At 53.6% G+C, this 24809-nt stretch carries 16 protein-coding genes, 1 tRNA gene and 2 rRNA genes; 5 read left to right on the top strand and 14 right to left on the bottom strand.

Features of this window, described 5'->3' with window-relative positions:
- Positions 1–30: 30 nt before the first annotated feature.
- The 4 genes from ACXKZG_RS05410 to ACXKZG_RS05425 all read left to right on the top strand — a co-directional run bounded on the left by ACXKZG_RS05410 (position 31) and on the right by ACXKZG_RS05425 (position 5149).
- Positions 31–106: transfer RNA gene (locus ACXKZG_RS05410), tRNA-Glu, on the top strand.
- Positions 107–333: 227 nt separating this feature from the next.
- Positions 334–3241 (top strand): 23S ribosomal RNA (locus ACXKZG_RS05415).
- A 107-nt stretch (positions 3242–3348) separates the two neighbouring features.
- Positions 3349–3464: ribosomal RNA gene (gene rrf / locus ACXKZG_RS05420) — 5S ribosomal RNA — on the top strand.
- A gap of 380 nt (positions 3465–3844) precedes the next feature.
- On the top strand, positions 3845–5149 hold the full coding sequence (locus ACXKZG_RS05425; protein ID WP_134822594.1) for an MFS transporter: 1305 nt from the start codon (positions 3845–3847) through the stop codon (positions 5147–5149).
- Here ACXKZG_RS05425 and ACXKZG_RS05430 read toward each other — a convergent pair.
- The 5 genes from ACXKZG_RS05430 to trxC form a co-directional block, all read right to left on the bottom strand.
- Positions 5146–5466, bottom strand: coding sequence for a YfiM family lipoprotein (locus ACXKZG_RS05430; protein ID WP_206403705.1), 321 nt, complete (start codon positions 5464–5466; stop codon positions 5146–5148). The genes ACXKZG_RS05425 and ACXKZG_RS05430 overlap by 4 nt on opposite strands.
- Before the next feature lie 53 nt (positions 5467–5519).
- Positions 5520–6875 carry a CDP-diacylglycerol--serine O-phosphatidyltransferase gene (gene pssA / locus ACXKZG_RS05435; protein WP_013203471.1) on the bottom strand — a complete coding sequence of 452 codons (1356 nt, stop codon included), beginning with the start codon at positions 6873–6875 and terminating at the stop codon, positions 5520–5522.
- A 117-nt stretch (positions 6876–6992) separates the two neighbouring features.
- Positions 6993–9644, bottom strand: coding sequence for a bifunctional acetate--CoA ligase family protein/GNAT family N-acetyltransferase (locus ACXKZG_RS05440; protein ID WP_134822593.1), 2652 nt, complete (start codon positions 9642–9644; stop codon positions 6993–6995).
- Between the two features lie 92 nt (positions 9645–9736).
- A complete protein-coding gene (locus tag ACXKZG_RS05445) occupies positions 9737–10444 on the bottom strand; it encodes a tRNA-uridine aminocarboxypropyltransferase (RefSeq protein ID WP_013203469.1) in 708 nt (235 codons plus the stop codon).
- Positions 10445–10529: 85 nt separating this feature from the next.
- On the bottom strand, positions 10530–10949 hold the full coding sequence (trxC, locus tag ACXKZG_RS05450; protein WP_488875822.1) for a thioredoxin TrxC: 420 nt from the start codon (positions 10947–10949) through the stop codon (positions 10530–10532).
- 277 nt (positions 10950–11226) lie between these two features.
- Between trxC and ACXKZG_RS05455 the strand changes: the two genes are divergently transcribed.
- A complete protein-coding gene (locus ACXKZG_RS05455; protein ID WP_013203467.1) occupies positions 11227–12264 on the top strand; it encodes a tRNA/rRNA methyltransferase in 1038 nt (345 codons plus the stop codon).
- 66 nt (positions 12265–12330) lie between these two features.
- On the opposite strand, the gene emrB is transcribed toward ACXKZG_RS05455, so the two are convergent.
- The 9 genes from emrB to nrdE form a co-directional block, all read right to left on the bottom strand.
- Positions 12331–13866: a multidrug efflux MFS transporter permease subunit EmrB gene (gene emrB, locus ACXKZG_RS05460; protein WP_013203466.1), complete on the bottom strand. Its 1536-nt coding sequence runs from the start codon at positions 13864–13866 to the stop codon at positions 12331–12333.
- A 17-nt stretch (positions 13867–13883) separates the two neighbouring features.
- Positions 13884–15056: a multidrug efflux MFS transporter periplasmic adaptor subunit EmrA gene (gene emrA / locus ACXKZG_RS05465; RefSeq protein ID WP_013203465.1), complete on the bottom strand. Its 1173-nt coding sequence runs from the start codon at positions 15054–15056 to the stop codon at positions 13884–13886.
- A 162-nt stretch (positions 15057–15218) separates the two neighbouring features.
- Entirely contained in the window at positions 15219–15749 is a 531-nt protein-coding gene (mprA, locus tag ACXKZG_RS05470) for a transcriptional repressor MprA (RefSeq protein WP_013203464.1), read from the bottom strand.
- Positions 15750–16466: 717 nt separating this feature from the next.
- Complete coding sequence (locus ACXKZG_RS05475) at positions 16467–17651, bottom strand: MFS transporter (protein WP_134822590.1); 1185 nt, start codon at positions 17649–17651, stop codon at positions 16467–16469.
- Positions 17652–17791: 140 nt separating this feature from the next.
- A complete protein-coding gene (gene proX / locus ACXKZG_RS05480) occupies positions 17792–18787 on the bottom strand; it encodes a glycine betaine/L-proline ABC transporter substrate-binding protein ProX (RefSeq protein WP_013203462.1) in 996 nt (331 codons plus the stop codon).
- Positions 18788–18857: 70 nt separating this feature from the next.
- Positions 18858–20096, bottom strand: a complete 1239-nt coding sequence (proW, locus tag ACXKZG_RS05485; RefSeq protein ID WP_488875823.1) for a glycine betaine/L-proline ABC transporter permease ProW — start codon at positions 20094–20096, stop codon at positions 18858–18860.
- Complete coding sequence (gene proV / locus ACXKZG_RS05490) at positions 20089–21288, bottom strand: glycine betaine/L-proline ABC transporter ATP-binding protein ProV (RefSeq protein ID WP_013203460.1); 1200 nt, start codon at positions 21286–21288, stop codon at positions 20089–20091. Before proV ends, proW begins: the two co-directional genes overlap by 8 nt.
- A 395-nt stretch (positions 21289–21683) precedes the next feature.
- Positions 21684–22643, bottom strand: a complete 960-nt coding sequence (gene nrdF / locus ACXKZG_RS05495; RefSeq protein ID WP_488875824.1) for a class 1b ribonucleoside-diphosphate reductase subunit beta — start codon at positions 22641–22643, stop codon at positions 21684–21686.
- Between the two features lie 43 nt (positions 22644–22686).
- The gene (nrdE, locus tag ACXKZG_RS05500; protein ID WP_488876229.1) at positions 22687–24792 is read right to left on the bottom strand and encodes a class 1b ribonucleoside-diphosphate reductase subunit alpha; all 2106 of its coding nucleotides are present in this window, start codon (positions 24790–24792) and stop codon (positions 22687–22689) included.
- Between the last annotated feature and the right edge of the window lie 17 nt (positions 24793–24809).

Genomic DNA, 24809 nt, shown 5'->3' on the forward strand with positions numbered 1-24809 from the left:
ATAGAAAACGTAATGAGCAACAGTAACAGAGTCCCCATCGTCTAGAGGCCCAGGACACTGCCCTTTCACGGCTGTAACAGGGGTTCGAATCCCCTTGGGGACGCCATCTCCTGATAATGAGTGAAAGACATTATCAACCCGTATCTCAAAACTGATTCTCTCCGCAAGGACGAGTCACGTTTGAGATATTTGCTCTTTAACAATCCGGAACAAGCTGAAAATTGAAACGACATGTCGTTTTCATTCTCCGTAATAAGAATGAAATCAACGATATGTTCGAGTCTCTCAAATGCTTACAACAGCAGTGTCTTTCGGGACGCTTGTGGGTTGTGAGGTTAAGTGACTAAGCGTACACGGTGGATGCCTAGGCAGTCAGAGGCGATGAAGGGCGTGCTAATCTGCGATAAGCGTCGGTAAGGTGATATGAACCGTAATAACCGACGATACCCGAATGGGGAAACCCGGTGCACTTTGGTGCATCATTGCAACATGAATACATAGTGTTGCAAGGCGAACCTGGGGAACTGAAACATCTAAGTACCCAGAGGAAAAGAAATCAACCGAGATTCCCCCAGTAGCGGCGAGCGAACGGGGAACAGCCCAGAACCTGAATCAGTTTGTGCATTAGTGGAAGCGTCTGGAAAGTCGCAGGGTACAGGGTGATACTCCCGTACACAAAAATGCACTTGCTGTGAGTTCGATGAGTAGGGCGGGACACGTGACATCCTGTCTGAATATGGGGGGACCATCCTCCAAGGCTAAATACTCCTGACTGACCGATAGTGAACCAGTACCGTGAGGGAAAGGCGAAAAGAACCCCGGCGAGGGGAGTGAAACAGAACCTGAAACCGTGTACGTACAAGCAGTGGGAGCACCTTCGTGGTGTGACTGCGTACCTTTTGTATAATGGGTCAGCGACTTATATTCTGTAGCAAGGTTAACCGTATAGGGGAGCCGAAGGGAAACCGAGTCTTAACTGGGCGTTAAGTTGCAGGGTATAGACCCGAAACCCGGTGATCTAGCCATGGGCAGGTTGAAGGTTGGGTAACACTAACTGGAGGACCGAACCGACTAATGTTGAAAAATTAGCGGATGACTTGTGGCTGGGGGTGAAAGGCCAATCAAACCGGGAGATAGCTGGTTCTCCCCGAAAGCTATTTAGGTAGCGCCTCGTGAACTCATCTTCGGGGGTAGAGCACTGTTTCGGCTAGGGGGCCATCCCGGCTTACCAACCCGATGCAAACTGCGAATACCGAAGAATGTTATCACGGGAGACACACGGCGGGTGCTAACGTCCGTCGTGAAGAGGGAAACAACCCAGACCGCCAGCTAAGGTCCCAAAGTCATGGTTAAGTGGGAAACGATGTGGGAAGGCACAGACAGCCAGGATGTTGGCTTAGAAGCAGCCATCATTTAAAGAAAGCGTAATAGCTCACTGGTCGAGTCGGCCTGCGCGGAAGATGTAACGGGGCTAAACCATGCACCGAAGCTGCGGCAGCGACGCTTATGCGTTGTTGGGTAGGGGAGCGTTCTGTAAGCCGTCGAAGGTGGCCTGTGAGGGCTGCTGGAGGTATCAGAAGTGCGAATGCTGACATAAGTAACGATAAAGCGGGTGAAAAGCCCGCTCGCCGGAAGACCAAGGGTTCCTGTCCAACGTTAATCGGGGCAGGGTGAGTCGACCCCTAAGGCGAGGCCGAAAGGCGTAGTCGATGGGAAACAGGTTAATATTCCTGTACTCGGTGTTACTGCGAAGGGGGGACGGAGAAGGCTATGTTAGCCGGGCGACGGTTGTCCCGGTTTAAGCATGTAGGCGGAGAGTTTAGGTAAATCCGGACTCTTTTTAACGCTGAGGTGTGATGACGAGGCACTACGGTGCTGAAGTAACAAATGCCCTGCTTCCAGGAAAAGCCTCTAAGCATCAGGTAACACGGAATCGTACCCCAAACCGACACAGGTGGTCAGGTAGAGAATACCAAGGCGCTTGAGAGAACTCGGGTGAAGGAACTAGGCAAAATGGTGCCGTAACTTCGGGAGAAGGCACGCTGGCGCGTAGGTGAAGGGACTTGCTCCCGGAGCTGAAGCCAGTCGAAGATACCAGCTGGCTGCAACTGTTTATTAAAAACACAGCACTGTGCAAACACGAAAGTGGACGTATACGGTGTGACGCCTGCCCGGTGCCGGAAGGTTAATTGATGGGGTTATCCGCAAGGAGAAGCTCTTGATCGAAGCCCCGGTAAACGGCGGCCGTAACTATAACGGTCCTAAGGTAGCGAAATTCCTTGTCGGGTAAGTTCCGACCTGCACGAATGGCGTAATGATGGCCAGGCTGTCTCCACCCGAGACTCAGTGAAATTGAACTCGCTGTGAAGATGCAGTGTACCCGCGGCAAGACGGAAAGACCCCGTGAACCTTTACTATAGCTTGACACTGAATATTGAACCTTGATGTGTAGGATAGGTGGGAGGCTTTGAAGCGTGGACGCCAGTCTGCGTGGAGCCAACCTTGAAATACCACCCTTTAACGTTTGATGTTCTAACCTGGCGCCGTAATCCGGCGTGGGGACAGTGTCTGGTGGGTAGTTTGACTGGGGCGGTCTCCTCCTAAAGAGTAACGGAGGAGCACGAAGGTTAGCTAATCACGGTCGGACATCGTGAGGTTAGTGCAATGGCATAAGCTAGCTTGACTGCGAGAGTGACGGCTCGAGCAGGTGCGAAAGCAGGTCATAGTGATCCGGTGGTTCTGAATGGAAGGGCCATCGCTCAACGGATAAAAGGTACTCCGGGGATAACAGGCTGATACCGCCCAAGAGTTCATATCGACGGCGGTGTTTGGCACCTCGATGTCGGCTCATCACATCCTGGGGCTGAAGTAGGTCCCAAGGGTACGGCTGTTCGCCGTTTAAAGTGGTACGCGAGCTGGGTTTAGAACGTCGTGAGACAGTTCGGTCCCTATCTGCCGTGGGCGCTGGAAGATTGAGAGGGGTTGCTCCTAGTACGAGAGGACCGGAGTGAACGCACCACTGGTGTTCGGGTTGTCATGCCAATGGCATTGCCCGGTAGCTAAGTGCGGAAAAGATAAGCGCTGAAAGCATCTAAGCGCGAAACTTGCCTCGAGATGAATCTTCCCTGGGCCTTTAAGGCCCCTGAAGGGACGTTGAAGACTACGACGTTGATAGGCCGGGTGTGTAAGCGCAGCGATGCGTTGAGCTAACCGGTACTAATGACCCGTGAGGCTTAACCTTACAACACCAGAAGCGTTCTGGTGGTGTCTGAGAGACACAAACAGAGATTTTCAGCTTGAACCGGATAAATTTGCGCGGCCCTATGGCGGCGTGAATAACAGAATTTGCCTGGCGGCTTTAGCGCGGTGGTCCCACCTGACCCCATGCCGAACTCAGAAGTGAAACGCCGTAGCGCCGATGGTAGTGTGGGGTCTCCCCATGCGAGAGTAGGGAACTGCCAGGCATCAAACAAGCAGACAAGCCTCATGCGAAAGCATGGGGCTTTTTTGTGTGCGTAAAAAGCAAAAAAAACACACTAAAACACACCAAAACAGCTCCTAAACTCCCAAGAAATCCTGAAAATTACCCAAGACCCACCCGATATTCAGGTAAGAGATTCCTCAAGCACCCCAAAACCAGAAAACTAAAACGCCGTGCTGACGCACCACGCCCTTCATTTATGGCGATCTTAAACACTTACTCTATAATCCAACCTGCTTCACAGTTCTGTAACGTTAATACTTAAAACAATTCATTAACATCTTGCCAGTAAGGTTTACTACCGGTTGTTGTTTCACTTCTATCGCTAATTATTAGCAAGGAATAATAAAAGAGGTTAATTCTATGGCAGATGCCACGTCAGAACGGCAGCCTGAGGCTACGGCCGATGCGCTCTCCACGCGCCAACGTATCTGGGCAATTGTTGGTGCATCATCAGGGAATCTGGTCGAATGGTTTGATTTTTATGTCTATTCATTCTGTTCTCTCTATTTTGCTCACGTCTTTTTCCCGTCAGGAAACCCAACAACTCAGCTGTTACAGACCGCAGGCGTCTTTGCCGCTGGCTTTCTGATGCGACCCATCGGTGGCTGGCTGTTTGGCTACATTGGCGACAAGCACGGTCGTAAGAAATCAATGCTGATTTCGGTCTGCATGATGTGTTTCGGATCGCTGGTGATTGCCTGTTTACCGGGTTACGACACCATCGGTGTATGGGCGCCGGCTTTACTACTGTTAGCGCGTTTGTTCCAGGGGCTGTCTGTAGGCGGCGAGTACGGCACCAGCGCAACCTATATGAGTGAAGTCGCTGTAGAAGGGAAGAAGGGATTCTATGCTTCATTCCAGTATGTCACCCTGATTGGTGGGCAATTGATGGCACTGCTAACCGTGGTGGTGTTGCAGCAGATCCTGAGTGATGAAGAACTTCGTGCATGGGGCTGGAGAATACCGTTCGCAATCGGAGCCGTGCTGGCCGTCGTTGCACTCTATCTGCGCCGTTCCCTGAATGAAACATCCGATCAGAAAACCCGTCAGCATAAAGATGCCGGATCGTTGAGAGGTCTGTGGAAACACCGTCGCGCGTTTATTATGGTGCTTGGTTTTACGGCGGGCGGCTCGCTAAGCTTCTATACCTTTACCACCTATATGCAGAAGTATCTGGTAAACACGTCGGGTATGGATGCGCGAACGGCCAGTATGCTGATGACCGCTGCACTGTTCATTTTTATGCTGATTCAGCCGTTGATTGGAGCGTTGTCAGATAAAATTGGACGCCGGAGCTCAATGCTGATCTTTGGTGGGCTGGCGGCGATATGTACCGTGCCGGTGCTGACATTGCTGCAAAACATCAGCAGTCCGTGGGCGGCATTTGGACTGGTCATGATCTCACTGCTGATCACCAGCTTCTACACGTCGATCAGTGGGATCCTGAAGGCAGAGATGTTTCCACCGGAGGTACGCGCGTTAGGTGTGGGACTGTCTTACGCAGTAGCCAACGCTTTGTTTGGCGGTTCAGCAGAATATGTGGCGTTGTCGCTGAAGGCGGCGGGCAGCGAGACCAGCTTCTTCTGGTATGTCTCAGCGATGGGGGCCGTTGCATTCCTGGTGTCGCTGATGCTGCACCGAAGAGGGAATGGTATCAAGCTTTAACGGGCAAGACTCCATAACGTGTAGCCGGTGGCAGCACCGGCTACATCCCAACTGAAATCTTTCCAGCTCCAGCCAGAACCTCCCTCCCGACTGTCGTACAACTCTTTCGCCGCGCCCAAACTGAGCGCAAACATCAAGCCAAAGCTGGCGCTTCGGCCTTCGCTCCAGTGCTGTTTATCGCCATAAGCACTTCCCGCGGCCGACAGTACCGCAGAGGAAACAAAATGCTCCGCTTTATCCTTGCCGGTCCAGCTGTCGTTGGCCATATGGGTACAACCGGTGCAACAGAGAAACATCAGCAACACGAGTTTGCGCATTACTTCTCCTTAAAAAAAAGCCCCGTCACTGACAGGGCCTGATTTAAGCGAACTTACAGAATGCGGCTAATCAGCCTGTCGATACGGATACGGCGCAGACGGCGGATCAGCTTACGCACTTTAAGCGGGTAATCGGCAATGCTTTCCAGATCGCGGAAGTGTTCAACCACGGTGGTGTTTTGACGGATCAGCGCCAGCTCGTGGCGGCTTTGCTCAACCAGCTGCTGGAGCGGATCGTGAATGAGGACGGCATTTTCCAGATCGAGACGCCATGCGCGCGGATTCAGGTTATTCCCGGTAATAAGCAGCCATTCGTCATCTACCCACATGCCTTTAAGATGATAGCTGTTCTCGCCGTCTTTCCACAGGCGAACCGTCAACTGGCCGTTAGTGACGTAATATTGCAAACGGCTCAGGAAGCGGCGCAGGTTGATCTCATACAGGTAAGGCAGGGCACCGATAATCTTGAACGGCTGATCTTCAGGGATGTAGAAGTCATTCGCCGTTTTATCCCCGACGATGATCTCAACTTCGCGGCCCTGACGCAGTAACCAGATAATGTTGCGCACCAGGATGGCGGGCATATTGAAGTACGGAGTACAGAGCGTCAGCTTTTGCTCAGCACAAGGCATCAGGTGGAAGATGGTTTTGTTGAGCAGGCTGCGTTTGCCCAGCCCAACTAACGGAGTCACTGCCAACTGTTCATTGTTGGCATCGCCTTCGAACTCATAATCAAACCCGCGCAGATCCTGGCGGAACTGACGAGTTTCATTTTTGATTTCCGGACTTTTTGGCCGCTCATGCTGATCGAGACGATGCACCGCTTCAGCCTGGATAAGGTTGGTTTCTATCCAGTCGAACATGGTGTTAGCCAGCGTGGGATTGGTAATCAGCTGATAGCGGTCATAACGGTATTTATCATGCTGATGCAGATAGACGTCATTGAGGCTGGCACCGGTATAGAAAAGGGTATCATCGATGATCGACCCTTTCAGATGCAGCACGCCTAAGGCTTCACGGGTATTTACCGGCACGCCATAAACGGTGATGTGAATGTCAGGGTGAGCGTCTGCCAACTCACAATACCAATCGGCATTGGTTGCCGTACGCGCTGCGCCAATACGACCACGCTGTGCGCGGTGCCAGTCCACAAGGACACGGACATCCAGCTCAGGGCGAAGGCGTTTGGCTTCATACAGCGCGTTGAGAATGCTGCGGCCACCGTCATCGTTTTCCAGATAAAGCGCCACAATGCAGATACGATGTTTCGCACCGGCGATTTTCTCAAGCAAAGTCTTACGGAAATCAGCCGCTGAATACAGCGTCGTGAAGTCAGCAGCCGACTGAGACAGTTTTGGCAGTTGCGCAAGGTGCTGTTGGTGTTTATTACGTTTGAATTTAGACAACATCACAGTGCGTATCTTCTCTGTTCATAGAATGGCCTTTTGCCATAAAATCATCACCCTAACCGCGAATATTACCATTAGTCGGGCCCGATGGTTTTAGTTTTACGTTTCCAGACATTATCAGGGTGGCGAAAAAGGCAGCGAAAGGGCCACAATGCCGTCTTCAATCTGCACATCAACCCTAAATCCCAGTTTGCGTGCCAGCGTAATCATCCCCTGATTGCCCGGCATGGTAATACCGTTTAACTGCTGTAACCCATGTTGACGGGTATAGATAATCATCTTCTCCAGCAGCCGCCGACCCAGGCCCAGCCCTTTAAGATCGGAACGTACCAGCACGGAAAACTCTGCATCGATGTTATCGGCATCGGAAATAGCACGCGTCACACCAATGATCTCATCACTGCCATTTTGCTGACGGACAGCAACAAAGGCCATCTCTCGATCGTAGTCGATCTGCGTCATGTTAGCCAAATCGTCATGAGTGAACTCATTGATCTCACTGAAATAGCGATAATAAAGATCTTCCTTCGTCACCCGGCTAATGAACTGGCGTAACAACGGCTCATCTTCGGGCAGGATCGGGCGGAACAGGCAGCTCTCGCCATTTTTCATCTCTACCCATTCTTCAAGCGCATGAGGATAAGGGCGAATAGCCAGACGCGCTTCAGGATCCCCGACAAAATCAGCCAGTTGCATGGTGACATCCAGCAGTGAGAATTCAGACCCCGACGCCAGTAGAGGATGAATGTCCAGCCGCACGATCTCAGGGCAATCAACGATCAGGTTGGAAACCTGCACGAGCACCTGGCTGATGCCGGCAATATCCAGCGGCTGGAGCGCGCTGCGGCTGCGGATTTTACCGCTCTTGATGGCCTGAATAACCAGATAGCGCGCCAGCGTCATATTCAGCGGCGGTAAAGCAACCACCGCCTGTTTATCGGCTTGCCACTCAATGCCACCTTCTCCCAGCATGATCATCGGTCCAAAAACCGGGTCCTGTTCTACCACAATTCTTAACTCCTGGGCTCCGGCACGGTTGGCCATGCTTTGCACTAAAAGCCCATGAATATTTGCCTGCGGCAAGGCCAGTTTGACGCGATCGATAATGGCTTCTGCTGCCTGCTCAACTTCGCTGGCGGTGCGCAGATACAGCATCACACCCTGAACCTCCGACTTATGGGGAATGTCCGGCGACCGCAGTTTCAGCGCAACGGGATAGCCAATCTGACCGGCGATGTGCACCGCTTCGGCACTGTCGCTGGCAATCCAGGTTGGCAATGTATTGAGCCCATAGGCGCGTAAAATGGCCTGAACTTCATGCGTGTCGAGCGTAATGGCGCCATCTTCCAGCGCCTGGCGGATCAAATGATGAGCCTCAGCGGTATTCGCCGTCAGGTTCGGCGGCAGAGCCGGCGTTTCACGCAACTGCTTCTGGTTGCGACGGTACTCCACCATATGCATAAAGGCGGTGACCGTCCCTTCAGGCGTGCGGTAGGTTGGGATACCGGCATCACTGAACAACCGGCGCGCATCCAGTGAAGAGAACTCTCCGCACCAGTTGGTCAACAGAGAAATCTGTTTGGCGCGGGGATGTTTAAGGATGGTTTCAATCAGCCTTTGTGCAGTCAGCGTGGCGGGTGCGACAGCGCTGGGAGCGTGAATAATCATCAGCGCGTCAATGTCCTGGCTATCCAGCAAGCGCGAGACCACCTGAAGATAGCGATCCGGTGTGGCATCATCCTTTAAATCCAGCGGATTACCTGCGCTGATCTCATCAGGCAGCAGGCTTTGCAGGTCAGTGAGCAGTTCCTCACTTAATTGTGCCAGCTTGCCGTTTCTGGCATCCAGCGCATCAAGCGCAAGTGCCGCGGGGGCCGCGCCATTACTGACGATCATCAACCGCTCGCCGCGCAACGGGCGCATATGGCTAAGCGTTTCTACCGCTGAGAACAGCTCATGGGTGTCCTGTACCCGCAACAAACCCGCGCGCTGGATAGCGGCATCCCAGGCGGCATCAAGGCCGGCATGGGTTTTCAGTAATTGTTGTGCCTGCTGACTGCGACCGCTTTTGATCACCAGAATCGGTTTATTCCTTGAAGCACTTCGCGCCGCAGAAACAAAGCGCCGGGCGTCGCTGAGATGCTCCAGATAGAGCAGGATCGCGCTGGTTTTGCCATCTCTGGCGAGGAAATCCAGCAGGTCGTCGGCATCAATATCCAGGCTGTCGCCAAGTGCAATAAACCAGGAAAACCCGAGTTGCCGTTGCTGAGCCCAATCCAGAATAGTATTAGAAACCGCGGCAGACTGAGAGATAAAGGCGAGTTTTCCCTGTTGAATCGGGACAGGTGAGAAGCTGGCGTTTAAGCCCTGCCAGGGAGCCAGCAGGCCAAGACTGTTGGGGCCAAGCAGACGAATTTGCCATTCGCTGGCGCACTGTTTTAACGCATCAAGCTGACTGGCGGGCGCCGAAAGGATGATGCAGGCCTTACAGCCGCGTTCACCCAGCGCTTTCAGCAAGTCAAGGTTGCGGCTGGCATGGGTACAGAGGACCGCAAGATCGGGTGATAAGGGCAGGCTGGCGATATCAGGCCAGGTGAGCACGCCACAAACGGCTTGGTATTTCGGGTTGACCGGCAGGATTGGACCGTTAAAACCGCCCGCCAGCAGGTTACGCATCATCAGATACCCTGCGCGATCCGGTCGTGAAGAGGCACCAATCACCGCAATCGATTTAGGTCTTAACAGCGCTTCTAATCCGCGTTGGCTCATTTCCCCTCCCTTCGAAAAGATTCATCCTGATTCTAACGCTTTCTGGCCAGTCTGCCGCACTCAGCCGGAAAACAGCGTTAAGGATAAAGCGATCAGGGAATAACTTCCTCGTGCGAAGCCGCATTTTGATGAAGTGGGTGATGCGGTTTGCCGGCTAAATAGCGATGGCGGAACAGGTCGAAATGGCGGAACAGCGCTTCACCGGCCGCAGTATCACCTGCCTGAAGCAGCAGCTCAGCCGCCACTTCCGCGGTACAGTGCTGACCTTCGCCATGCACTTCACGCAACTGATAGTTCGACGGTCTGGTCAGCGTCAACGACATCACCGGGAAGGTATCCAGCCAGGGGCTTTTACGGAACATCTTACGGGCTTCAGTCCAGGTGCCATCGAGCATGATAAAGAGGGGCGGTTTGCCTGTCATCGGCGGGATGTTCATCACCGGACGCCCGGCATCGGCATAGGACTCGGGGAAAACGACTACCGGCTGAACATCGGGATTTTGCACCGCCGCCAGCAGTGCCGGATCGGGATCGATGCGTGACCAACCAAAGGCTTGCGTGTCCGGCAGTATATCAGCAATTAAGCGACCGGTATTGCTTGGCTTCATTGGTTCTGTATCAAACATCACCAGACAGAAACGGCTGCGGGCTTGCTGCGGCGCCATCGTTGCGCACAGGCAGTTTTTCCTCGGCAGCAGGCAGCGTTGGCAACGAATGGTACGGTTTCCGCGTGCCAGGAAGGGGCGAGTGGCGCGAGCAAGGCGTTCGGCGCGCAGGCGCAGGACAGCGTTTTCAGTCATGAGCGTTAATCTGAGGAAAACGTCATTCTAACGGAATTGGCGGTTAAGCAGTAGTGGCCAGGCAAGCCTGACCACGAAGGGAAGATCAGATGTTTTCGTTCAGCCATTCATCGAATTGCGTCTTCGGCATTGCGCCATTGAGCATATCGACCATCTTGCCCTGCTTATACACCATAATGGTAGGAATACTGCGGATACGGAAACGGGCGCTAAGCTCAGGCTCCGCTTCGGTGTTCACCTTAATAAAGCGCACTTTACCGTTACGTTCGTCAGCGACGTTTTCATAAACCGGGGCGAAGTTGACGCAAGGGCCACACCACGGCGCCCAGAAGTCGATCACCACAGGCAGTTCATCCTGCAGATATTTATCCAGCGTGGCGGCAGTGGCGTTAACCACTTTACCGGTAAATAATTCGCTGCCGCAGCGGCCGCATTTCGCGCCATCAGTGATACGCTCTGGCGGAACGCGATTCGTCGCCTGGCATGAAGCACAAACCGTATTCATTGATTCACCTCGGTGATGAGTAGGGGGTAAGCATTCACTTACCGCATTCCTGAGTAAAAGTGACGATAATTATGGTTGAGAGAGTCTCAGCCAACAAAGTGGTTTGTTCAATGGGTATAATAGGCTGTGGCTGACAGAATTTTCAGCATCTTCAACCCGGGAGAAGCGCGCTCTCTGCCCGGATAACGCGTGCAACGCGGTTTTAGTGGAAGTTGATAGCTAAGCGCCGCCACATCAGGTACTCTGCGCGCTTCGCGCTCAGCCAGGTGGAGGGAAAATGAACGACGAATTTAAAGGTAAAAGCGGCAAAGTCAAAGTGATGTATGTCCGCGGTGATGACGAGAGTAGCAAGGGCGGGCAAAATCCCCGCACGGGTAAAGGTGGACCTCGTCAGGATGGCAGTCGTCGTCCTTCTTCACGTAGTAACACAGACAGCAAACCGCGTGGCGGGCGCGATCGCGACGTAGCACCGGGTGATTCACCATGGCGTACGGTTTCACGCGCTCCGTCTGCAATTGATGACAGCAAACCGGATCACGGTGGCATCAGCGGAAAAAGCTATATCGACCCGGAGCAGATCCGCCGTCAACGTTTGGAAGAGACGCGTGTGTATGGCGAAAACGCCTGCCAGGCCCTGTTCCAGAGCCGCCCTGACTGCATCGTGCGTGCCTGGTTTGTCCAGGAAGTGACCCCGCGTTTCCGCGAGGCGCTGAAATGGATGGCGGCTAACCGTAAGGCTTATCATGTGGTGGACGAGGCCGAACTGGTCAAAGCGTCCGGCACAGAGCACCACGGTGGCGTCTGCTTCTTGATCAAAAAACGTGTCGGAATGCCAGTCAGCGAATGGCTTTCCAACGCGGGCGAGAAAGATTGTGTTGTTGCTTTAGAGCAGATTGGTAATCCACACAACCTGGGCGGCATGATGCGCAGCTGTGCGCACTTTGGTGCGAAAGGGTTGCTGGTGGATGATGCTTCTTTACTGGAGTCCGGTGCCGCAGTGCGCACGGCAGAAGGTGGAGCAGAGCATGTTCAGGCCATCAGCGGCGAAAGCTTTGCTGAAGGGTTGAATGCATTCCGTAAAGCGGGCTATACCATCGTCACCACGTCAAGTCATAAAGGAACCCCGTTAGCGCAGGCTGAACTGCCAGCGAAAACGGTACTGGTTCTGGGACAGGAACGTGATGGTCTGTCAGACAGCACCTGGCAACAGGGCGATCTGAGCGTCTCTATCGGCGGCACCGGCAACGTTGAGAGTCTTAACGTTTCGGTAGCGACCGGCATTCTGCTGGCAGAATGGTGGCGTCAGAACGCTTAAGCTGTTGCTCTAAAGAAAAACGGGCCCCGCAAGGGCCCGTTTTTTTTGGCTGAAACTCAGCAATCGTCAGTGTGCGCCACTGCCGCCACCGCCAGCACCAAATGGCGGACGGGCGAACCAGATCAATACCAGCAGGAACAGGAACACCGCCGCCGACGCCCAGAAGATCTCATTGGCGGAGATAATCAGCCCCTGATTGGTGATCTGTTGGGCAATCCAGGCCGAGGCCTGATCGTGGGTCATTCCCAGTTGCTCCAGCTTGGTATACATCTCCTGCGAGTTAACGTTGTAAGCGTTCACTGACTCGCTAAGGTAGCTGTGGTGCATCGATTCCCGATCGGTCCACATGGTTGTGGTGATCGAGGTGCCGATGGAGCCCGCCAGGGTTCGCGTAAAGTTCGACAGGCTTGAGGCCGCCGCCATCCGATCGGGAGGAAGCCCGGAAAGGGTGATGGTGGTCAGTGGCATAAAGAAGCAGGCCACCGCAAAGCCCTGAATAAATTGCGGCCACGCCGAGGCGCCAAAATCCATTCCCGGTTCAAACGTATACGCTCGCCAGTAGAAGCAGACGGCATACATGATGAAGCTGAAGGTCACCAGTTTTCGCATATCCAGCTTATGCGCGAACCGGCCGATAATCGGCGACAGGATCACCGGCAATATCCCCACCGGTGCCGAAGCCAGCCCCGCCCAGGTTGCCGTGTAGCCATAGACTTCCTGTAGCAACTGCGGCAACAGGACAATCGAGCCGAAATAGAGCATATAGGCCAGACTGATCGACAGGCAGCCAATGGTGAAGTTTCGCGATTTGAACAGCGATAAATCCACAATCGGATGGTCGTCCGTCAGCTCCCACACCAACAGGACAAGCAAAGCGATGACCGCCACCACCGTCAACACAACTATTTCTGGTGAGCTGAACCAGTCCAGCTCTTTACCCCGGTCCAACATCACCTGCAGGCAGCCTATGCCAACGACCAGCAACACCAATCCGACGGTATCTATCGGCCTGATGACGGTCTCCGTTTCCCGGTTTCGCAAGGTTTGCAGCGTCAGCATCACTACCACCACGCCAATCGGCACGTTGATAAAGAAGATCCAACCCCAGTGATAGTTATCACTGATCCAGCCACCGAGGATCGGCCCGCAAATGGGTGCCACAATTACCGTCATCGCCCATAACGACAGGGCCACGCTTCGCTTCGCTGGCGGATAGTTGTTGAGCAGCAAACTCTGTGAAAGCGGGATCAGCGGGCCTGCGACCACACCCTGAACCACGCGGAAGAAGATCAGCATGGTCAGGCTGTCGGACATGCCGCACAGCCAGGAAGCCACGGCAAACGCCGCCGTGGACCACAGGAACAGCTTCACCTCGCCTACGCGCTTGGCCAGCCAGCCGGTAATCGGGATGGAGATGGCGTTAGCCACCCCAAACGACGTGATAACCCAGGTGCCCTGAGAGTTTGAGGCGCCCAGGTTACCGGCGATGGTCGGGATAGCCACGTTGGCGATGGTGGAGTCCAACACCTGCATAAACGTGGCCAGCGACAGCGCGATGGTCATCAGAACAAGCTGAGTACCCTCAAGCGGTTTTTGTGCCATAACAGCCTCCCGCTTGCTTAACCTGCATTGGCGCGGATGATTTCAGCAATCATCTTGTCCGCAGGTGCCAGATCCAGAGCCAGCGCATTGGTTTCATAAGCTGGCGCAGAGCGCACGCTGGTGGCCAGCACGCCGCCATCGGTATTGGTGGTATCCACCGTCACCAGCGTAGACAGACCTATACGCAGTGGATGCTGGGCGACTTCCTTCGGATCCAGTTCAATACGCACCGGCAGACGCTGAACCACTTTGATCCAGTTGCCGGTGGCGTTCTGTGCTGGCAGCAGCGAGAAGGCGCTACCGGTACCCATGTCCAGACCGACCACTTTGCCGTGATAAACCACGTCGTCACCATAAATGTCGCTGACAACGGTGGCAGACTGACCGATGCGAACGCCGGCTAACTGAGTCTCTTTGAAGTTGGCATCGACCCACAAATTGTTGGCCGGAACGATGGCTAACAGCGGCGTGGTGGAGGAGATTTGCGAACCAACCTGCACGCTACGGCGGGAAACATAGCCATCAACCGGACTAACCACTTCGGTACGTGCTAATGCCAGCCAGGCATCACGCAGTTCAGCCGCGCTCTGTTTCACCGCCGGCTGATTTTCCAGCGACGTGTTGAGGATCATTGCCTGATTTGCATTGTATTGCTGCGTGGCAACATCCAGCTGAGCTTTCGCGGTGGCGACGGCATCACGCGCATGTTGCAGGTCCTCACGGCCAATCAGGTTCGCAGCCCCTAAAGGCTCGCGACGTTTTAAATCTGACTGAGCCTGTTCCAGCGCGGTCTTTTGCAGATCGATGGTGGCCTGATACTGCTTACCATTAATGATTAGCTGGTGAGTCTGACGAACCGTTGTCGCCAGAGCGGTCTGCGCTTTTTCAAATGCCTGTTGAGCATCGGTTTTATCCAGCGTGACCAGCACATCGCCTTTTTTGACATAGTCGGTATTGTCGAACCACACCTTATTGACGCTACCTGAAACCTGCGCCATCACCTGCGCCTGGTTGCCTGCAACATACGCATCATCGGTATCCTGATAATGGCGCAACACCATAAACCAGTACACCAGGTAAGCCACCCCGATAACAATGAACAGCACAGCGAGAAAAAGTAACGCTATTTTACGTGTTTTCTTCTTTTTAGCCGGCGGTTGCGGGTTTTGGATCTCCGCATTTGCACTCATGGTCTTCTCCACTTATCCATGCCAACCGGGCATGGCTCAAATGAGTCATGCCCGGATTCTAAAATGCCAGCGGGTTAGCGCTGGCATAAATCAAAAATTTGCGGTCTAAAATAGCGGTTACTGGCAGGCAGGTTGTCGCACAATATGCTATTGAAGGAAAGGTTATCTGGAAAGGGCGGTGACCACTTCCTCTTCGTCCATTTGATCCAGTCGGGTCAATAGCTTACGGGTGATCCCTTCGAGCTGAGATTTTTCTGAAGGATTCAGTGAAGACCACAACAGCTGCAGACATTTATGCTGAGGTGGCAGCAACTGACGCAGGAACTCATTCCCTTTATCGGTCAGGTGCAGGTGCAGGCAACGGCGATCGCTGTCGCTTTCACGGCGTTCAATCCAGCCGCGTTTTTCCAGTTCATCGGCAATGCGAGTCGCGTTGGTGCGGGATGATCCCAGCGCAGCGCTAAGTTCTGAAGGCTGAATGCTGTGATTTTCCTGCGCATCAAGGGTAATCAATGCCATAAACAACGTCTCGTTAATTCCCTGAGCCTTGAGCATTTTGTTGCGGTTTTCCAGCAGTTTGCTCTGCATGTGCATGCACAGACGCGTCAACATGATTTCCTGCAAAGGGAAATCTTTCTGGCGGTTAGCGCGGAAATTTAGCATCTGTTCAATGGGAGAAAACGAACTTTCCATCTGGGACCTCATAAGTTGCAACTGGTATCGTATCGATGGTGATAAGTCAAAACATCAATCCTGTCGGCAGGGGTTGTTCACATGCCGGTGGACACCATCAGTAATTTCCAGGTCACTCCATAACCCAGGGCGCTCAGCAGCATCAAAAAGGGCGATACTGCTGGTGTTATAAAAGGTAATACCTGATAAGCCTAAGCCCCTGAGGGTAAGCTTAAAACGGTCATCAATCTGAAGAAGCCCGAAAACGCCATTTAACAGCACTCTGCTGATTGACGCGATGCGGGCTCTGCTCAGTTACAGACCGGTAATCCCCCACCATCACGGCGGAGTTGATTTATTGGCGTGCGGTAATACCGCAAAGAGCGAATCAAACAGCGACGCTCCAACCCGCACACTCAGTAACAAGATGGTCGTATTCTTGCCGGGTCCTTTACTCTGCTGTGGGGATCGACACCACCGCTCAACGCAAAGCACCGGGACGCAATAATGTGGTTAAAACAAACAGGCTGGTTGCTGCGAGCAACACACAATAGAAGAAGATCACGTGCAGCGAGCGGGGCAAATTGTCGGGACATTCTGAACGTCTTCCTGCCTGTGACTTAATAGTTTCATACGAAAAAATAACTAACCTGTATAAGTGCAGACTAACCATACCAGAGTGTGTAAACGCATAACAGGGCAGTCACCCTGAAATTTACGCAATTTACTATTTGCAGGCTAAGAAGTAGCCTGCTCATTATGTGCCCCGCGCCACCAGCTTAAAATATTAAGCAAAGTTAACAAAGCACCGGCACTACAAACGCCATACCAGCCAGCATGTTGAAACGCGGTCGCGGAAACCAGCGAGCCCACGGCACCGCCGATAAAGTAACTGGTCATATATCCGGCGGTTAAGCGGTTGCGTGCCTCGGGCATCTGCCGGTAGATAACACTCTGATTTGTAATGTGAACGGCCTGCACCGCTAAATCCAGCAGGATGATACCAATGATTAATGCAATCAATGAGTGACTTCCCAGCGCGGTGATCCCCCAGGAACACAGCATAATCGCCAGCCCGACGGTGGTGGTTAAGCGGGCTTTGCCTTTGTCGGCCAGCGTACCGGCTTGTCTTGCCGCCAGTGCGCCCGCTGCACCCACCAAACCCAGTAACCCGATGGTCCCTTCAGAATAACCATAAGGCGGGGAAGCCAGCAGGAAGGCCATCGATGTCCACAGCACGCTGAAGTTGGCGAAGGCGAGGCAGCCGGTTATGGCCCGGGTTCTTAACAGAGGGGAATGCGCGTACAGGCTGAAAATAGAGTTGAGCAACTGTCCGTAGTTCAACGGAACCGATTGCTTGTAGCGCGGTAAAAAGCGCCATAAGGCCAGGGCCATCAGCACCATAAGGACGCTGGCGACCCAATACACCGTGCGCCATCCTCCGAGTTGGGCAAGCCCACCGGCGACGGTTCTGGCTAACAGGATCCCCAGCAGCAATCCGCTCATCACCGTGCCAACCACCTTGCCGCGTTTTTCCGGCGCGGCCAGCGTGGCGGCTAAGGGCACCAGAATCTGCGCCACCACCGAGAAGAGTCCGGTGAGCACGGTGCCCAGTAACATTAAGGGAAGTGTTGGAGAAAGGGCGGTGATCACCATTCCTCCCGCCGCCAGCAGGCTCATGATGACAATCAGGCCACGGCGTTCCAGCATATCTCCCAGCGGCACCAACAGCAGGAGTCCGGCGGCATAGCCAAGTTGGGCGGTGGTAACGATAAAGCCGGCTTGATTAACGGAAAGATGAAACGTGCGGGCGACGGTCTCCAGCAAGGGCTGTACATAATAGTTACAGGCAACCGACAGACCTGTTGCCACGGACATCAGGGCAACCAGAGAGGGAGTAAGACCAGCTTGCGGGGATTTCATCGCGCTCAGTATGGTAGTAAAAATCTGAGGGGCAATGGTAACTCAAATTACTATTTCACTCACAGGTTAATTAACAGGACAAACCAGTACGAAAAAGGGGCGACGCCAGCGCCACCCCTTTCTACCGCGAAGAATGCAGTTTATTTCGCTGCAGACATCGCGTCTTTCACCCAACCATCAAACTGTGCCTGGTGACCTTTGATCCAGCCATCAACGTGCGCGTTAATGTCGGCTTCAGAAGACTGGCCCTGATGCATACGGGAGTTCTGTGCATTGATATCCGCAATAGGCAGCTTCATCTCTGAGAACAATTTCGCCGCTGCCGGGTTTTTCTCAGCCCAGGCTTTGTTGGCGACGATATGCATGGTGTTGACCGGGAAACCGTAGTTCGCGCCGTTCGGCAGCTTGGTATCCACATCTTTCTGTGCGCCAGGCATAGAAGAGAAGGGTACCTGCAGCCAGACGGTATCGCGGCCCGGAACCAGCACATCGCTCACCCAATAAGGCGTCCAGGTGTAATACAGGATCGGTTTACCTTCTTTGAAGCGGGTGATGGTATCGGCAATCATCGCCGAATAGTTACCCTGGTTATGCACCACGGTATTGCTCAGGTCATAGGCTTTGATCTGGTGGTTAATCACCGCTTCACAGCCCCAGCCTGGCGTACAACCCGTCAGGTCAGCCTTGCCATCGCCGTTGCTGTCGAACAGCTTCGCCAGCTTAGGATCTTTCAACTGGTCGATACGGGTAATGTGGTATTTCTCGGCGGTTTTCTTGTCGATCAGGTAACCCTGTGCGGCACCCTGAACATAGGTGCCTTCGCGGAAGAACTTCTTATCGCCGCCGGCTGCGTTGTACATATCATCATGCAACGGCTTCCAGTTAGTGGCGATAAAGGTGCCGTCACCCGCAGCGATAGTGGTATAGGCGACGTTGTAATCCACTTCACTTGGCTGATCAACGGTGTAACCCAGTTTTTCCAGCGCACGGCTGACCAGCAGGGTCTGGAAGGTTTCTTCTGAAATGGTGCTTTGAACCGGCTTAACGGTAATGCCTTTGCCTGGCAGATCGGCGGCGGAAACCTGAGTGGCGACCAGGGTAGTCAATGCGGCGGCTAACAATGCTGTCTTACGCATGGGATATCCTTTTTTGAGTTATCGTAGCTTGCCGGTGGCGCGGCGGGCACGCCACCAGCAGCAGAAGGTGTTACTTGATAAACGGACGGGTAAACAGGCCCAGTGGTCCGGTGTTGTACCAGCGGCGAGCGCCCCGGCTGCGGCTGTCGCGGCCAACGGACTGCGTCAGACGGTCAAGGATAATGGCGAGGATAACGATGCCCACGCCACCGACGGTAGCCAGACCCATATCCAGACGACCAATTCCGCGCAGAACCATCTGGCCCAGGCCGCCGACTGCGATCATCGAGGCGATTACCACCATCGACAGTGCCAGCATCAGCGTCTGGTTTACGCCAGCCATAATGGTGGGCATCGCCAGCGGCAGCTGCACTTTAAACAGCATCTGACGTGGGCTGGCACCAAAGGATTCACCGGCTTCAATCAGATCGGCGGGCACCTGCTTAATCCCCAGGATGGTCAGACGAACAATCGGCGGCAGTGCAAAGATAATGGTGACCACCACGCCCGGCACGTTGCCGATACCGAACAGCATGACAATCGGCACCAGATACACGAAGGCCGGGGTGGTTTGCATCGCATCCAACAGTGGCCGGATAATTTTCGCCGCGCGGTCAGATCTCGCCAGCCAAATGCCTAACGGCAAACCGATCAGAATACAGAACAGCAGGGCGGTGAGAACCAACGCCAGCGTGACCATCGCCTGTGACCAGGCACCAATCGCCCCAATCGCAATCAGTGAGACCAGGGTGGCGATACCCATTCCGAGGCTGGACATCTGCCAGGCAATCAGGGCAAAAATCACAATGGCGACCGGCGCCGGCATACCCAGCAGCAGCTGCTGGAAAGCGCTGAGGATGTAATCCACCGGCACACGAATGCCCTGGAACACCGGACGGAAGTGGGAAACGATCCAGTCGATACCGGTGGTCACCCAGCTGTCCAGCGGGATCAGCGTTTTGTGGAACGGGTCGAGAATATTGAAGTGCTCGGCTTGTGGCGCCGGCGTGCTGTTTAACCAGTCGCTGCCGCTGGCCGCCGCAGCATCATGACCCCCTGATGGCGTTCCCCATGCATCGCCGCCGCCAGTGGGTGCTGCGTTTGTTGGGGCGGAGGTTGCGGAACCGCCGTCAGCAGGGGCTGAAGACGTGGTGCCACCATCAGAAGGCGCGGCGGTAGACCAGGGATCGCTGCTGCTGGCGGCAGACTGGGTACTGTCAGTCGCCGGTGCGCTGGTGGCTGCAGGGGCGTTCGTCGCAGGCGTGCTCGAGGCCGCCCATGGATCGGTTGCGGTTGTTTGTTCACTCATTGCTGGCTCCTTCGCGGTCTAATGCCTGTAGTAACGTGCCTTTGGAGATAATCCCGATGTACTGATGGTCTTCACCGACAATCGGCACGGCACACGGTGCCTGAGCCACGTGAGTCAGCAAGTCGCTCAGCGAGGTATCGCCAGGAACGGCGGCAGGAGTTGCCAGGATGGCGCCATCCAGACCCTCACCGGAAGCCAGCGCGGCTTTCAGGGAGTCGGTGGAAACCACACCAACGAAGCGTTGTTTTTCAAGAATGTAGCCGTATTCACGGTCAGCATCCTGCAACAGCTTAAGCGCAGAGCGAGGGCCAAAGCCGGGAGCTTTACGCATCAATGCGCCCGCGCTGCGACGGGCAATATCTTTCGCGCTGTACACGTGGCTGATATCCACGCCGCGGAAGAAGGTGCGGACATAGTCATTCGCCGGATTATTCAGGATCTCATCCGGGGTTCCCACCTGGATGACTTCACCGCCCTGCATAATGGCAATTCGGTCGCCAATGCGCATAGCTTCATCAAGGTCATGGGAAATAAAGACGATGGTGCGCTGGTGGCGCGACTGCAGTTTCACCAGCTCATCCTGCATTTCGGTACGGATTAACGGATCAAGTGCTGAGAAGGCTTCATCCATCAATAAAATATCCGGATTAATTGCCAGAGCGCGGGCTAATCCAACACGCTGGCGCATACCGCCAGATAATTCGTCCGGGTAAGCATGAGCATAATTATCCAGGCCCACCTGACGCAGTGCATCAAGCGCTTTTTCCTGACGCTCCTGCAGCGGAACGCCAGCTAATTCCATGCCAAATGCGGCATTATTCAGAACTGACATATGCGGCATTAATGCGAATGACTGGAATACCATGCTGATTTTATTTCTGCGAACTTCACGCAGCGCGCTGTCGGATATTTTGGCAATATCGACGCCATCAATGATGACCTGACCCCTGGTGGGTTCTATCAGACGATTGAGAAGGCGAACCATGGTGGATTTTCCTGAACCGGACAACCCCATGATCACGAATATCTCGCCTTCTTCAATGGCCAGACTGGCATCTTTCACCCCGAGAGAGAGTCCTGTTTTCTCGAGCAGTGCTTCTTTGCTGATCCCCTTCTCGATGTGCTTAAACGCACGATCGGGATTTTCCCCAAATACCTTATATAAATTCTTAACTTCTAGTTTAATTGCCATGCAATATTTAAATTCCTTGTTAGCGGTTAATTTCTTATATTTCTTCTTTTACCTGGTTGAATATTAGCGGGCTATACCGTAGCACACTGAGATTCTGAGACAACCCTTCAGGCGCAGTGCGAAAATTATCACTGAGACAGCGATCTCCGAAAAATTCAGTAGGGGTAAGGGATTGCGGCGAATTGAGGTGCGGGAAAATAAATGAATATTTCGATCAGGATCATCCGGCAAAGCGCCGAATTATTGCCTCAGCAACAGTGATTTGTTGTCAAATATGCCACACAAAACTGCCATTAATCTGTCATTCAATTTTTGTTGAACGACTGATTAATAAAAAATAAATGACGGGTGATGAGAGGAAAGATGGCTGCCGGGCGCAGCCATCTGGCAGGCAGTTAAAAATTCCAGTCTTCGTCTTCCGTATCGACCGCTTTGCCCATCACATAGGATGACCCCGATCCGGAGAAGAAATCGTGATTCTCATCGGCGTTAGGCGATAGCGCGGAGAGGATGGCCGGGTTCACGTCGGTCATTTCTGCCGGGAAAAGGGCTTCATAACCGAGGTTCATCAGCGCCTTGTTGGCGTTGTAATGCAGGAATTTTTTCACCTCTTCGCTCCAGCCCACGCCGTCGTACAAGGCTTCGGTATACGCCAGTTCGTTTTCATACAGCGCCAGCAGTAACTCTACGGCAAATTGCTGCAGCTCATCCTTACGGGCTGGGCTCTCTTTTTCCAGCGCTTTCTGGTACTTATAGCCGATGTAATAACCGTGCACCGCCTCATCTTTGATGATCAGACGGATCAGGTCGGCGGTATTGGTGAGCTTGCCGCGGCTTGACCAGTACATCGGTAAATAGAAACCGGAATAGAACAGGAAGGACTCCAGGAACACGCTGGCAATCTTCTTCTTCAGCGGATCGTCATGATGGTAATGTTCCAGAATGATTTCTGCTTTGCGCTGAAGCGGTTGATTGTCCTCGCTCCAGGCATAGGCGGCATCCACATCGGTGGTATGACAGAGCGTTGAGAAGATCGAGCTGTATGAGCGGGCATGCACGGCTTCCATAAAGCTGACGTTAGACATCACCGCTTCTTCATGTGGCGTGACCGCATCCGCCATCAATGCCGGTGCGCCAACGGTATTCTGAATGGTGTCCAGCAAGGTGAGCCCGGTAAATACGCGAATGGTCAGTTGCTGTTCATCCGCATTCAGGCTGTTCCAGGCGGGAATATCATTGGAGAGCGGCACTTTTTCTGGCAGCCAGAAGTTGGAGGTCAGACGGTTCCAGACTTCCAGATCTTTATCATCTTCGATATGGTTCCAGTTAATAGCGTGTACACGTTTTAAGGTCATATTTTTTTCTTCCGGGGCGCGTTATCCGCCCCTTAGGGTGAGCTTACAGCGAGCAGGAAACGCAGCCTTCTACTTCAGTGCCCAGCAGGGCCATCTGACGCAGGCGAATGTAGTACAGCGTTTTAATGCCTTTCTTCCAGGCGTAAATCTGCGCCTTGTTGATATCGCGCGTGGTGGCGGTATCGCGGAAGAAAAGCGTCAAAGAAAGCCCCTGATCGACATGGCGCGTGGCCTCGGCATAGGTGTCAATAATCGCTTCGGGACCGATATCATAGGCATCCCGGTAGAACGCCTGATTGTCGTTATTCATAAACGGTGCCGGGTAATACACGCGGCCAGTTTTACCTTCTTTACGGATTTCAATCCTCGACACGATCGGGTGAATGCTCGACGTCGCGTGATTGATATAGGAGATAGAACCCGTCGGTGGGATTGCCTGAAGATTCTGGTTGTAGATCCCGTGCTTCATCACCGCTTCACGCAGTTCCCGCCACTCTTTCTGGCCCGGTAACGTAATTCCCGCGCGGGCAAATAGCGCGGCGACTTCTGGTGTACGTGGCTGCCAGCGTTGCTCAACGTACTGAGCGAAGTATTCACCGCTGGCGTAACGCGATTCTTCGAAACCGGCAAAGCGCTCTCCACGCTCCTGAGCAATCAGGTTAGAGGTGCGCAGGGCGTGATAGGTGATGGTATAGAAATAGAGGTTGGTGAAGTCCAGCGCCACCTCAGAGCCATATTGAATGCCTTCGCGTGCCAGATAGCCGTGCAGGTTCATTTGCCCCAGACCAATGGCATGCGACTGGGCATTGCCACGTTCAATGGAAGGAACCGAATGGATATGGCTTTGATCGGACACCGCCGTCAGACCCCGCACCGCAATTTCCACCGTGCGTGAAAAATCTGGCGAATCCATCGTGTGAGCAATATTCAGTGAGCCAAGATTACAGGAGATATCCTTACCGATACGGCGATAGCTGAGGTCGTCATTGTATTCGGTTGGCGTGTTCACCTGCAGGATCTCAGAGCAGAGGTTGCTCATGTTAATCCGGCCTTTAATCGGGTTCGCGCGGTTTACCGTGTCTTCAAACATGATGTACGGATAGCCGGATTCGAACTGGATTTCCGCCAGCGTCTGGAAGAATTCACGCGGATTGATAAAGGTGCGGGTGATACGGTCGTCCGCCAACATCTCTTCGTATTTTTCGCTAATGCTGATATCCGCGAACGGCAGGCCGTAAATACGCTCAACGTCATACGGCGAAAACAGCGCCATCTGCTGGTTAGTCTTGGCCAGCTGGAAAGTGATATCGGGAATCACCACGCCCAGCGACAGCGTTTTAATACGGATTTTTTCGTCGGCGTTTTCGCGCTTGGTATCCAAAAAACGCAGGATATCCGGATGATGAGCATGCAGATAGACGGCACCTGCACCCTGACGCGCGCCAAGCTGATTGGCGTAAGAGAAGGCGTCTTCCAGCATTTTCATCACCGGGATCACGCCCGATGACTGGTTTTCGATACGCTTTATTGGCGCACCCGATTCACGCAGGTTGGAAAGCAGAAAAGCGACGCCGCCACCGCGCTTGGAGAGCTGTAAAGCGGAGTTCACCGAGCGGCCAATTGACTCCATATTGTCTTCAATACGCAGCAGGAAGCAGGAAACCAGCTCGCCTCGCTGCTGTTTTCCACAATTGAGGAAGGTCGGCGTGGCCGGCTGGAAACGACCAGACAGCATCTCTTCCATCAGCGATAAGGCCAGCGACCGATCGCCTTTGGCCAGCGTCAACGCCACCATGCAGACGCGCTCGGTAAAGCCTTCCAGATAGCGTTTACCATCAAAGGTCTTCAGCGTGTAGCTGGTATAAAACTTCCACGCGCCAAGGAAGGTCTGGAAGCGGAAACGGCGTTGATACGCCTGCTCAAAAAGCGAACTGACAAATTCAAACGGATAAGCATTCAGCACGTCGGCTTCGTAGTAGCCCTCTGAAACCAGGTACTGTAAGCGCTCACCAACGGAATCAAATTTCACGGTGTTCGGCAGAACATGTTGCAGGTAATACTGACGCGTGGCTTCTTTATCTTTCTCAAACTGAATGTTGCCGTCGGCATCGTACAGATTGAGCATCGCATTCAGCGAGTGATAATCCAGCACGGCCGGATTCGGGG

The sequence above is a fragment of the Erwinia sp. 2186 genome, from assembly GCF_057812255.1.